Below are 11,696 nucleotides of genomic sequence, written 5' to 3'. Positions count from 1 at the left end.
GTGGCGGGCTTTTTTGTGGCCGCGAGGTTTAGATCGCGCCGCGCTGACGCAACAGCTCCAGCACTTGCTTGACACTCTCTTCCAACGACAGGGCCTGGGTGTCGATCACCAGGTCGGCATTCAACGGCACGTCGTACGGGAAGGATTCGCCAGGGATGTTATCCCCACCAGCGGCGTACAAGCCTTGCGGGTCACGCTCGGCGCACACCAGCGGCGATGCTTGCACGTAGACCGTCAGCAGACGGTCGCCGCCGATCAGCGCCTTGGCCTGTTCACGGCCTTCGGCGTCCGGTGCCACAAACGCAGCCAGAGTCAGCAGGCCCGCTTCGTTGAACTGACGCGCCACGTGAGCGGCACGACGCCAGTTCTCGGTACGCCCGGCACGGTCCTGCGGCAAGCCCTTGTTCAGGTCATGACGCAGGTTCTGGCCATCCAGCACGAACACCGCGCGGCCCATGTCGAACAGCTTACGCTCGACCGCGTAGGCCAAGGTGCTCTTGCCCGCGCCGGACAGGCCGCTGAACAACACGGTGGCCGGTTGCTGACCGAAGCGCAGGGCGCGCTCTTCGGTGGCCACGTGGGCCAACTTGCCGTGCTGCGCCGAGCTGCCGTGAGTGACCGGCGGCGCGATGATCATGCCCGCAGCCACAGTGCCATTGGTCAGACGGTCGATGACAATGAACGCGCCCGTAGTGCGGTTACTGTCGTAGCCGTCGAGGGCGATGGCCGCGTCGAGGCTGACCTTGACCCGGCCGATCTCGTTCAACTGCAGCGAACTCGCCGGACCTTCGGCCAGGGTGTTCACATCCACACGGTGCACGATGCTGGTGATGGAACCCGGCACGTAGCTGGTGGCGCGTTTGATGTCGTATTTCTTGCCCGGCAGCATCGGTTCTTCGGCCATCCACACCAGCATGGCGTCGAAGGCGTCGGTCACTTGCGGCACATTGTCGGCATGCACCAGCAGGTCGCCACGGGAGATGTCGATCTCGTCTTCCATGGTCAGGGTCACGGCCTGGCCGGGGCCTGCGTGCTCCAACTCACCTTCAAAGGTGACGATGGATTTGACGCGGCTGCTCTTGCCCGACGGCAGCACCACGACTTCGTCGCCCTTGTGCACGATGCCGCTGGCCAGGGTGCCGGCAAAACCACGGAAGTTCAGGTTCGGACGGTTGACGTACTGCACCGGGAAACGCAGGTCGGTGTAGTTGCGGTCGTTGGCGATCTCGACGGTTTCGAGAATTTCCATCAGTGACTGCCCGGTGTACCAGGGCGAACGCTCGCTCTTGTTCACCACGTTGTCGCCCTTGAGCGCCGACATCGGCACGAAGGCCAGGGTGCTCGGCTTGAAGGCGATACCGTCGGCGAACTTCAGGTAATCGGCCTTGATCTGCTCGAATACGCTTTGGTCGAAGCCATTGATGTCCATCTTGTTGACGGCCACCACGATATGTTTGATGCCCAGCAACGAGGCGATAAAGCTGTGGCGACGGGTCTGGGTCTGCACGCCGTAGCGGGCGTCGATCAGGATGATCGCCAGGTCACAGGTGGACGCACCGGTGGCCATGTTGCGGGTGTACTGCTCATGGCCGGGGGTGTCGGCGATGATGAATTTGCGCTTGGCGGTGGAGAAGTAGCGGTAGGCGACATCGATGGTGATGCCTTGCTCACGCTCGGCCTGAAGCCCGTCGACCAGCAAGGCCAGGTCGATATCGTCACCGGTGGTACCGGATTTTTTCGAATCGCGGGTGATGGCTTCCAGGTGATCTTCGTAGATCATCTTGGAGTCGTGCAGCAGGCGCCCGATCAGGGTGCTCTTGCCGTCGTCGACGTTGCCGCAGGTCAGGAAGCGCAACATTTCCTTGCGCTCGTGCTGGCCCAGGTAGGCGAGGATGTCCTCGCTGATCAAATCAGATTGATGCGACATGACAGCCCCTTAGAAATAGCCTTGACGTTTTTTATCTTCCATTGAGCCGGCGCCATCGTGGTCGATGACACGGCCCTGGCGCTCGGAAGTTCGCGTCAGGAGCATTTCCTGAATGATGTCCGTCAGCGTCTCGGCTTCGGACTCCACCGCGCCCGTCAACGGGTAGCAGCCAAGGGTACGGAAACGGACTTTCTTTTTGACGATACGGGCTTTGTCTTCGTCGGACAGGTGCTCGAGGATGCGGTCGTCGTCGATCATGATCAACGTGCCGTTCTTCTCGATCACGTCGCGTTCGGCGGCGAAGTACAGCGGTACGATCGGGATGCCTTCCAGGTAGATGTACTGCCAGATGTCCAGCTCGGTCCAGTTGGACAGCGGGAACACGCGGATGGACTCACCCTTGTTGACGTTGCCGTTGTAGACGTTCCACAGCTCGGGGCGCTGGTTTTTCGGGTCCCAGCGGTGCTTGCTGTCGCGGAACGAGTACACGCGCTCTTTGGCGCGGGATTTCTCTTCATCGCGACGGGCACCGCCAAAGGCTGCGTCGAAACCATGTTTGTCCAGGGCCTGCTTAAGGCCTTCGGTCTTCATGATATCGGTGTGCTTGGCGCTGCCGTGGGTGAACGGGTTAATGCCCTGTGCCACGCCGTCCGGGTTGACGTGGGTAATCAGGTCCAGGCCCAGCTCTTCGACCATTTTGTCGCGGAACGTGTACATCTCCTGGAATTTCCAGCGGGTGTCGACGTGCATCACTGGGAACGGCAATTTGCCCGGGAAAAAGGCCTTGCGCGCCAGGTGCAGCATCACGGCGGAGTCTTTACCGATCGAGTAGAGCATCACCGGGTTATCGAACTCGGCGGCGACCTCGCGGATGATGTGGATGCTTTCCGCCTCCAGCTGTTTCAGATGCGTCAGTTTGTCGACCATGGTTACTCACGGAAAAACGATCTTATGGACGGCCAGCGGGCCGTGTTCGAGCGGGGCATGCTAGCACAGCACCTGCTTCTATTCAGGGCGCTAGCTAGATCGAAACGGTATATGAATATGCCCCCAGGTTTGGCCCTCAAATCGGGTTGGGGCAATCGATGAACAGGTGCTCAAGGGCGAAGCGCCGTGCCAGGTAATCGCCCAGCGCCTGTACGCCGTAGCGCTCAGTGGCATGGTGACCGGCGGCGATGAAGCTGATGTCGTTTTCGCGGGCGCTGTGGAAAGTCTGCTCGGAAGCCTCGCCGCTGAGGAACAGGTCGACACCGGCCGCAATCGCATCGTCGATGTAGCCCTGGCCACCGCCGGTGCACCAACCGACGCGACGAATCATCTCGCTGCCTTCGATCAGCAGCGGCTCGCGCCCCATGACGTCCTGCACGCGGCGGGCGAAGTCGCGGGGCGACAGGGGCTCGGCAAGGGAGCCGACCAGGCCGACGATTTTGGGGTTGCTCGGGTCCAACGGGCCTTCGACGGTGATGTCCAGCTGGCGAGCGAGTTGCACGTTGTTGCCGACGTCGGGGTGCAGGTCCAGCGGCAGGTGGTAGGCCAACAGACTGATGTCGTGCTTGAGCAGCGTCTTCAGGCGGCGCTGCTTCATGCCGGTAATACAGGGGTTTTCGCCCTTCCAGAAATAACCGTGGTGCACCAGGATCAGGTCGGCCTGGGCCTCGACGGCCGCGTCCAGCAGGGCTTGGCTGGCGGTCACGCCGCTGACGATGCGCATCACTTGCGGGCGCCCTTCGACTTGCAAGCCATTGGGGCAATAATCGGCAATTTTTGCACTGCCGAGGTAGCGGTCTGCTTCCTCGACGAGGGTGGTAAGGGGGACGGCCATAAAAGACTCCTAAATATCCCGTTCGCAGGCGTCGCAGCCTCGTATAATGCGCGACATTATGGGCGCTCTCACGCCCCCTGCAACCTGTCAGGACTTACTTGATGCTCAAGGCGCTGCGTTTTTTTGGATGGCCATTGTTGGCTGGCGTGCTGATCGCGATGCTGATTATTCAGCGTTTCCCGGAGCTGGTGGGTCTACCCAGCCTTGATGTGAACCTGCAACAGGCGCCGCAGACCAGCGCGGTGGTGCAAGGCCCGGTGACGTACGCGGACGCGGTGGTGATCGCCGCACCCGCCGTGGTGAACCTGTATACCACCAAGGTCATCAACAAACCGGCCCATCCCCTGTTTGAAGACCCGCAGTTCCGCCGTTACTTCGGTGATAACGGGCCCAAGCAGCGGCGCATGGAGTCCAGCCTGGGTTCCGGGGTGATCATGAGCCCCGAAGGCTACATCCTCACCAATAACCATGTGACCACCGGCGCCGACCAGATTGTGGTGGCGCTGCGTGACGGTCGCGAAACCCTGGCCCGTGTGGTGGGCAGCGACCCGGAAACCGACCTCGCCGTCTTGAAGATCGATTTGAAGAACCTGCCGTCCATCACCCTTGGCCGTTCCGATGGCTTGCGGGTGGGCGATGTGGCGCTGGCTATCGGCAACCCGTTCGGGGTGGGCCAGACCGTGACCATGGGGATCATCAGCGCCACCGGGCGTAACCAGTTGGGCCTCAACAGCTACGAAGACTTCATCCAGACCGACGCGGCGATCAACCCGGGCAACTCCGGCGGCGCGCTGGTGGATGCCAATGGCAACCTGACCGGTATCAACACGGCGATTTTCTCCAAGTCCGGCGGCTCCCAAGGCATCGGGTTTGCGATCCCGGTGAAGCTCGCGATGGAAGTGATGAAGTCGATCATCGAGCACGGCCAGGTGATTCGTGGCTGGCTGGGGATTGAAGTGCAGCCGTTGACCAAGGAACTGGCCGAGTCCTTCGGCTTGACCGGACGCCCCGGCATCGTGGTCGCCGGGATCTTCCGCGACGGCCCGGCGCAGAAAGCCGGCCTGCAGCTGGGGGATGTGATCCTCAGCATCAATGGCGAACCGGCCGGCGATGGCCGTAAGTCGATGAACCAGGTGGCGCGGATCAAGCCGACCGACAAGGTGGCAATCCAGGTGATGCGCAACGGTAAAGAGATCAAGCTGCTGGCGGAAATCGGCCTGCGCCCACCGCCGGCTCCGGTCAAGGAAGAGGAATAAGCGGCCTGATACAGGTACCCGTTCGCGGGTACCTGTAAGTTTATACTTCAAAGCAATTCATTCTCATTGGTCATGTTATATTGTTTCAATATCGCTATTGGAACGCTCTATCATGCCGTCTCGAAGAATCGCCCCCTTGGCTGGCCTGGCCTTGGGCTTGCTGCTCGATCCCGCCTTCGCCGAAGAAAACACCGTGGAACTCGACACCATCAGCGTCACCACCGACGCCTATGAGTCCGCCACGGGTCCGGTCAAAGGCTACCGCGCGACCCGTTCCGCCAGCGCGACAAAAACCGACACCGCCCTGCGCGATATCCCACAGTCCATCAGTGTGATTCCTGCCACGGTGCTCAAGGACCTGGGCAGCACCAATGTGGAACGCGCCCTGGAATTTGCCGGTGGCGTGTCCAAACAAAACAACTTCGGCGGCCTTAACCTCTACGAATACAGCGTGCGCGGCTTTACGACCTCAGAGTTCTACCAGGATGGGTTCAGCGCCAACCGTGGCTACCCGAGCACACCAGACGCGGCGAATATCGAACGCATCGAAGTGCTCAAAGGCCCCGCCGCCAGCCTGTATGGCCGGGGAGATCCTGGCGGCACCGTGAATATCGTCACCAAGAAGCCCCAACCGGAAGCCTTCACCACCGTGCAAACCAGCGCCGGCAGTTGGGACCGCTATCGCACTGCCGTTGACGTCAACACTCCGCTGGACGGCGAAGGCAACGTGCTATCGCGGGTCAACCTGGCGGTGGAAGACAACCATAGCTTCCGCGACCATGTGCAGAGCAAGCGGGTATTCGTCGCCCCCTCGTTCAGTTGGCAGTTGGACCCGGACACCCACCTGCTGGTGGAGAGCGAATTCGTTCGCCACAGCTCCACCTTCGATCGCGGCGTTGTCGACGCCCCAGGCATCTCGCGCTCAACTTTCCTTGGCGAGCCGAACGACGGTGACATCGACAACCACAACAACCGTATCCAGGCCACCCTCGAACACCACCTCAACGACGCCTGGAAACTGCGCCTCGCCAGCCACTACAAACAAGGCAGCCTGTGGGGCGACGCCTCGGAAAACCGTGCGCTGAATGCCGACGGTCACACCCTCGACCGGCGCTACCGTGAACGCTCCATGGGCTGGCACGACAGCATTACCCAGTTGGAACTGCGCGGCCTGTTCGACATCGGCAGTTGGCAGCATGAGCTGCTGATCGGCACCGAATACGAGGACTACCGCAAGAAAGAACGCGTCACGGCTATCGGCGGCAGCCGCTACCCCATCGACCTCTACAACCCCGTCTACGGCCAGCCCAAACCCAACGGCACACGCTCCGGCACCGACTTCTTCGAGCAGACCAAAAGCCAGGCGCTGAACCTGCAAGACCAGATCATTTTCACCGACCGCCTGCGCGGCATGGTCGGCGCGCGCTTTGAGCATTTCGAGCAAAGCACCGATGACTTCGCGCGCAACCACGCCAAGAGCCGGCAAACCCACGACGCGCTGACCCAACGTGCCGGTCTGCTTTACCAGCTCACCCCACAAGTCGGGGTGTTCGCCAACGCCTCCACCTCGTTCAAACCCAACAGCGGCCTGGACGCCAACGGCAAAACCTTCAAACCGGAAGAAGGCGTGGGTTATGAAGTGGGGATCAAAAGCGAGCTGTTCGACGACCGCCTCAGCGCCACCCTCGCCGCGTTCCATATCGAAAAGGAAAACGTGCTCGCGCTGGACCCGGCCACCAACACCAGCCGCGCCATGGGCAAGGCACGCAGCCAAGGCTTCGACCTGCAACTGACAGGGCAAGTGACGGAGGCCGTGCGCGTGATCGGCGCGTTTGCGTACATCGACGCCGAAGTGACCAAGGGCGATAAAGCCATTCCCGCCGGCAGCCGGATTCTGGGCGTGGCCAAGCGCAGTGGCAGTCTATTGGGCGTGTATGAATTCCAGGATGGCGTGTTGCGCGGCTCAGACCTGGGCGCGGCGTTCACTTACGTGGGGGATCGCTCCGGCGAGGCCGGCACGCGTTTCGAGCTGCCGGCTTACCACACGGTCGATCTGCTGGCCCATTACAAGGCCACGGAGAATGTCACCGTGGGCCTGAACCTTAACAACCTGTTTGATGAGAAGTACTACGAGCGGTCCTACAGCAATTACTGGATCAACCCCGGTGAACCGCGCAACCTTACGGTCAGCCTGACCCTAAGCCTGTAACGCAACCAACAGATGGGAGGGGGCTTGCCCCCTCCCACACTTCGATCTTCACGTGGTTCGGTTACAGCGCCATCGGTGCACGTTCGCACAGCGTATTGAGCGCCTTCGCCCACTGCGGGTCATCATTCAGGCACGGCACCAACACCAGTTCCTCGCCCCCCGCTTCGCGGAACTGCTCCAGCCCGCGATCGCCAATCTCCTCCAGCGTCTCGATGCAATCGGCGACAAACGCCGGGCACATCACCAGCAGCTTTTTCACGCCTTGCTGGGCCAAGGCCTCCAGGCGCGCTTCGGTGTAGGGTTCGATCCACTTGGCGCGGCCCAGCCGCGATTGGAAGGCCACTGACCATTTACCTTCCGGCAGCCCCATGCGCTCGGCGAAGTCGCGAGCGACGCTGAAACACTGCGCGCGATAGCACGTCTTGAGCACCTCGGCGGACGCGTTCTTGCAACAGTCGGCATCCTTGAAGCAATGCTGGCCGGTAGGGTCGAGCTTGGTCAGGTGGCGCTCAGGCAAGCCGTGGAAACTCAGCAGCAGGTGGTCGTAATCCTGCTCAACATAAGACCGCGCGCTCGCGACCAGTGCGTCGAGATACTCCGGTTGATCGTAGAACGGCTGCAGGATCGAGAACTGCACATCGAGCTTTTTGTCGCGCACCACGCGCTTGGCTTCTTCGATCACCGTGGTCACGGTGCTGTCGGCAAATTGCGGGTACAGCGGCGCCAAGGTGACTTTACGGATGCCCTGGGTGGCGAGGCGGGTCAGTACGCTTTCAATCGACGGCTCGCCGTAGCGCATCGCCAATTCCACCGGGCCTTGGGTCCACTGCGCGGTCATCTGCTGCTGCAGGCGCCGACTGAGCACCACCAACGGCGAGCCCTCGTCCCACCAGATGGAGGCGTAGGCGTGCGCAGACTGCTCGGGGCGCTTGATCAAGATCAGCGACACCAGCAAGCGCCGCACCGGCCACGGCAGGTCGATCACATAAGGGTCCATCAGGAACTGATTGAGGTAGCTGCGCACATCGGCCACCGAAGTGGACGCCGGTGAGCCCAGGTTGACCAGTAACAACGCGTGATCCGTCATGCAACATCCTATCTCTAGAGGCGGCTGGACAATTCGTCCAGGGCCGCACGCAACTCAGTGAACTGGAAAGTGAAACCGGCGGCCAGCAACCGTTCAGGCACCGCCTTCTGCCCACCCAGCAACAGGCCGGACAACTCGCCCAGGCCTACCTTCAACGCAAAGGCCGGCATCGGCATGAACGCCGGGCGGTGCAGCACCTGGCCCAGGGTTTTCGCAAACTCGCGATTGCGCACCGGGTGTGGCGCGCAGGCATTATAAGGACCGCTGGCGTCAGGCTTGTGCAGAAGAAAATCAATCAGGCCGATTTGATCCTTGATATGCACCCACGGCATCCACTGCCGACCCTTGCCGATAGGCCCGCCCAGCCTCAGTTTGAACGGCAGCAACAGCCGCGACAAAAAGCCGCCCTCGGCCGCCAGCACCAAGCCGGTACGCACCAGCACTACGCGGATCCCCAGGGCTTCGGCGCGCTGGGCGGTTTCTTCCCAGGCGATGCACAGCTGGCTGGGGAAATCGTCCTGTACCGGGCCGCTGGCTTCGGTCAACTCGCGCTCGCCGCCGTCGCCGTACCAGCCCACCGCCGAACCGGAGATCAACACCGCGGGTTTTTGCGCGAGGGTTTCAAGCCAAGCCAGCAAGGTTTCCGTGAGGCTGATACGGCTGCTCCACAACAGCGCCTTGCGTTTATGGGTCCATGGGCGGTCGGCGATGGGCGCGCCCGCAAGATTAATGACCGCGTCGACCGGGCCGATAACCTCTTGCAGGCTGGCAACACCCGACACCTGCTCGCCGCACAGTTTGGCGACCTGGTCCGGATGACGACTCCACACCGTCAAGCGATGACCGTGGGCAAGCCAGTGCTTGCAGAGTTGACGGCCGATCAGGCCAGTACCGCCGGTCAGCAAAATGTGCATGGGATCTTCCTCATGTAACGTTCGCCGCCCATCACTGGTCTATTTTATAAGCAGGGATCATTTGAACGGGCATGACGTTGGATTAAGCCTCTGCTTTAACCATAGGTCACGCCGTAAGAACAGGTAAGCCAAAACTTATACCAAAAAACAATATTGTACAGCTATTGGTGTCGGCGTAGTCTGTACCCAACGGTAAAACGAGGCCTCCCATGACTGTTCCCATCGCGATCATCGGCACCGGCATCGCCGGTCTCTCCGCCGCCCGAGCGTTACGAGACGCGGGGCACGTTGTACAACTCTTCGATAAAAGCCGCGGCAGCGGTGGCCGCATGTCCAGCAAGCGCAGCGATGCCGGCTCCCTGGACATGGGCGCGCAATACTTCACCGCCCGCGACCGGCGCTTCGTCAACGAAGTGCAGCGCTGGCAAAGCAATGGCTGGGCCGAGCAATGGAAGCCCCAGCTGTATAACTTCAAATCCGGCCAGCTCACGCCCTCCCCCGATGAACAAATCCGCTGGGTCGGCACGCCGCGCATGAGCGCAATCACCCGCGCCCTGCTCGATGACCTGCCGGTGGAGTTCGGGTGCCGCATCACCGAAGTGTTCCAGGGCAAACAACACTGGAACCTGCTGGATGCAGACAGCGAAAACCATGGTCCCTTCAGTCACGTCATCATCGCCACCCCGGCGCCCCAGGCCACTGCCCTGCTGGCTGCCGCGCCCAAGCTGGCGAGTGCCGCCGCTGGCGTGAAGATGGACCCGACCTGGGCCATCGCCTTGGCGTTCGATAAACCCCTGGATACGCCGATGGAAGGCTGCTTTGTGCAAGACAGCCCCCTCGACTGGCTCGCGCGCAACCGCAGCAAACCGGGGCGCGACACCGCCCTTGATACCTGGGTGCTGCATGCCACCAGCGCATGGAGCAAGGCCCATCTGGACCTGTCCAAGGAGGCGGTGATTGAGCACCTGCACGGCGCCTTCGCCGAACTGCTGCACAGCGCCATGCCCGCGCCGTCGTTCAGCCTGGCGCACCGCTGGCTCTATGCGCGACCGTCCAGCAGCCATGAGTTCGGCGTGCTGGCCGATGCCGACCTGGGCCTGTATGTGTGTGGCGACTGGTGCCTGTCGGGCCGCGTGGAAGGTGCATGGCTCAGCGGCCAGGAAGCCGCGCGACGCTTGATCGAACACCTGCAATGAACCGTATCAATCCCGCAAAATTGCTGCTGTCGAAGTGGACAGCAGCGCGCCCCCGAAACAAAGAAAAACACTTTCTGGTCACAGAGTTGTTTCGCGACGATGAAGGCACCGTGCTGGAAATCGAACTGCAAGCCGTCATGACCCTCCGCAGCGAACGCCTGCCCTGGCAAACCCTGCAAGATGTCGACGCGTGGAAAATCGGCTGGAAATAGCCTGCGCATAAACTTGTACAAATAATTTGACTTGTACAGCATCGAACCTATGATGAGATTTAGTTGTACAAGATTTAAATCTTGTACAGGAATCTTGCAGAGGATGGGTTTATGTCCAGCACCACCAAACCGAAGATCGGCATCAGCGCCTGCCTGCTGGGCGAGAACGTGCGTTTCAACGGTGGCCATAAACAATCCCTGCTGTGCAGCCAGACCCTCGCCGACTATTTCGACTTCGTGCCGTTGTGCCCCGAAGTCGCCATTGGCCTGGGCATCCCGCGTGAACCAATCCGCCTGGTGGGCGACCCCGCCCACCCGCAAGCCGTCGGCACGGTGAACCGCGAGCTGAACGTCACCCAGCCTTTGGATGATTACGGCCAGCAGATGGCCGCGGAACACACTGACCTGTGCGGCTACATTTTTATGCAGAAGTCGCCGTCCTGTGGCCTGGAGCGGGTCAAGGTGTACCGCGAAAACGGCACCCCGGTCGACGGCGGCGGACGCGGCATCTACGCCCAGGCCTTTTGTGCACGCCACCCTAACCTGCCAGTGGAAGAAGATGGCCGGCTGAATGACCCCGTGCTGCGTGAAAACTTCCTGACCCGCGTGTTCGTGTATGCCAGTTGGCAGCAATTGCTGGCCGAAGGCCTGACCCGTCACCGCCTGCTGGCCTTTCATTCGCGCTACAAATACTTGTTGATGGCCCACAGCCCCGCGCATTACAAAAGCCTCGGCCACCTGCTGGGCAGCATGACCAAGGGCGCCAACCTCGATGAATTGGCCAGTTGTTATTTCAGCGACCTGATGACCGGCCTGACCAAGTGCGCTACCCGTGGCACCCACACCAACGTGCTGCAACACATCAGCGGCTACCTCAAGCAGGCCATCAGCGCCGACGACAAGCAGGAAATGCAAACCGTCATCGGCCAATACCGTCACGGCATCGTGCCATTGGTGGTGCCGTTGACCCTGCTCAAACACCACTTTCGCCAACACCCGGATCGCTACATCGCGCAGCAGGCGTACCTGCAACCGCATCCGGAAAACCTCAGCCTGCGAAATGCGATCTAGAC

10 protein-coding genes are annotated in these 11,696 nt (G+C 61.2%); 5 read left to right on the top strand and 5 right to left on the bottom strand.

All coding sequences use genetic code 11. The features are described from left to right. Positions 1–28: 28 nt before the first annotated feature. The 3 genes from cysN to ACI512_RS07205 form a co-directional block, all read right to left on the bottom strand. Positions 29–1,927 (bottom strand): sulfate adenylyltransferase subunit CysN, encoded by a 1,899-nt coding sequence (gene cysN / locus ACI512_RS07215; RefSeq protein WP_012722133.1) that lies wholly within the window; start codon positions 1,925–1,927, stop codon positions 29–31. A 9-nt stretch (positions 1,928–1,936) separates the two neighbouring features. Then, a complete protein-coding gene (gene cysD / locus ACI512_RS07210; protein WP_012722132.1) occupies positions 1,937–2,854 on the bottom strand; it encodes a sulfate adenylyltransferase subunit CysD in 918 nt (305 codons plus the stop codon). Positions 2,855–2,990: 136 nt separating this feature from the next. Continuing rightward, on the bottom strand, positions 2,991–3,749 hold the full coding sequence (locus ACI512_RS07205; RefSeq protein ID WP_012722131.1) for a Nif3-like dinuclear metal center hexameric protein: 759 nt from the start codon (positions 3,747–3,749) through the stop codon (positions 2,991–2,993). A gap of 101 nt (positions 3,750–3,850) precedes the next feature. On the opposite strand from ACI512_RS07205, the gene algW reads away from it, so the two are divergent. Continuing rightward, the gene (algW, locus tag ACI512_RS07200) at positions 3,851–5,005 is read left to right on the top strand and encodes a Do family serine endopeptidase AlgW (RefSeq protein ID WP_012722130.1); all 1,155 of its coding nucleotides are present in this window, start codon (positions 3,851–3,853) and stop codon (positions 5,003–5,005) included. A gap of 112 nt (positions 5,006–5,117) precedes the next feature. After that, positions 5,118–7,214 carry a TonB-dependent siderophore receptor gene (locus ACI512_RS07195; RefSeq protein ID WP_405121725.1) on the top strand — a complete coding sequence of 699 codons (2,097 nt, stop codon included), beginning with the start codon at positions 5,118–5,120 and terminating at the stop codon, positions 7,212–7,214. Between the two features lie 61 nt (positions 7,215–7,275). On the opposite strand, the gene hemH is transcribed toward ACI512_RS07195, so the two are convergent. Then, positions 7,276–8,301 carry a ferrochelatase gene (gene hemH, locus ACI512_RS07190; RefSeq protein ID WP_236379140.1) on the bottom strand — a complete coding sequence of 342 codons (1,026 nt, stop codon included), beginning with the start codon at positions 8,299–8,301 and terminating at the stop codon, positions 7,276–7,278. A gap of 14 nt (positions 8,302–8,315) precedes the next feature. Next, a complete protein-coding gene (locus tag ACI512_RS07185; RefSeq protein WP_236379138.1) occupies positions 8,316–9,215 on the bottom strand; it encodes a TIGR01777 family oxidoreductase in 900 nt (299 codons plus the stop codon). A 209-nt stretch (positions 9,216–9,424) separates the two neighbouring features. Here ACI512_RS07185 and ACI512_RS07180 point away from each other — a divergent pair, with 209 nt between their 5' ends. The 3 genes from ACI512_RS07180 to ACI512_RS07170 all read left to right on the top strand — a co-directional run bounded on the left by ACI512_RS07180 (position 9,425) and on the right by ACI512_RS07170 (position 11,694). Then, the gene (locus tag ACI512_RS07180; RefSeq protein ID WP_012722126.1) at positions 9,425–10,411 is read left to right on the top strand and encodes an NAD(P)/FAD-dependent oxidoreductase; all 987 of its coding nucleotides are present in this window, start codon (positions 9,425–9,427) and stop codon (positions 10,409–10,411) included. Beyond that, a complete protein-coding gene (locus tag ACI512_RS07175; RefSeq protein WP_012722125.1) occupies positions 10,408–10,623 on the top strand; it encodes a TIGR02450 family Trp-rich protein in 216 nt (71 codons plus the stop codon). Before ACI512_RS07180 ends, ACI512_RS07175 begins: the two co-directional genes overlap by 4 nt. Before the next feature lie 111 nt (positions 10,624–10,734). Continuing rightward, the gene (locus tag ACI512_RS07170; RefSeq protein ID WP_046034105.1) at positions 10,735–11,694 is read left to right on the top strand and encodes a DUF523 and DUF1722 domain-containing protein; all 960 of its coding nucleotides are present in this window, start codon (positions 10,735–10,737) and stop codon (positions 11,692–11,694) included. The last annotated feature ends 2 nt before the right edge of the window (positions 11,695–11,696 follow it).

Origin of the sequence: Pseudomonas petroselini (assembly GCF_045037875.1) — a bacterium.
Classification (GTDB): domain Bacteria; phylum Pseudomonadota; class Gammaproteobacteria; order Pseudomonadales; family Pseudomonadaceae; genus Aquipseudomonas; species Aquipseudomonas petroselini.
This window is presented reverse-complemented; position numbering and strand designations above follow the sequence as displayed.

Excerpts from the sequence above, each read along its gene's own strand:
- cysN (WP_012722133.1), bottom strand. The coding sequence starts at position 1,927 with ATGTCGCATCAATCTGATTTGATCAGCGAGGACATCCTCGCCTACCTG.
- cysD (WP_012722132.1), bottom strand. The coding sequence starts at position 2,854 with ATGGTCGACAAACTGACGCATCTGAAACAGCTGGAGGCGGAAAGCATC.
- ACI512_RS07205 (WP_012722131.1), bottom strand. The coding sequence starts at position 3,749 with ATGGCCGTCCCCCTTACCACCCTCGTCGAGGAAGCAGACCGCTACCTC.
- algW (WP_012722130.1), top strand. The coding sequence starts at position 3,851 with ATGCTCAAGGCGCTGCGTTTTTTTGGATGGCCATTGTTGGCTGGCGTG.
- ACI512_RS07195 (WP_405121725.1), top strand. The coding sequence starts at position 5,118 with ATGCCGTCTCGAAGAATCGCCCCCTTGGCTGGCCTGGCCTTGGGCTTG.
- hemH (WP_236379140.1), bottom strand. The coding sequence starts at position 8,301 with ATGACGGATCACGCGTTGTTACTGGTCAACCTGGGCTCACCGGCGTCC.
- ACI512_RS07185 (WP_236379138.1), bottom strand. The coding sequence starts at position 9,215 with ATGCACATTTTGCTGACCGGCGGTACTGGCCTGATCGGCCGTCAACTC.
- ACI512_RS07180 (WP_012722126.1), top strand. The coding sequence starts at position 9,425 with ATGACTGTTCCCATCGCGATCATCGGCACCGGCATCGCCGGTCTCTCC.
- ACI512_RS07175 (WP_012722125.1), top strand. The coding sequence starts at position 10,408 with ATGAACCGTATCAATCCCGCAAAATTGCTGCTGTCGAAGTGGACAGCA.
- ACI512_RS07170 (WP_046034105.1), top strand. The coding sequence starts at position 10,735 with ATGTCCAGCACCACCAAACCGAAGATCGGCATCAGCGCCTGCCTGCTG.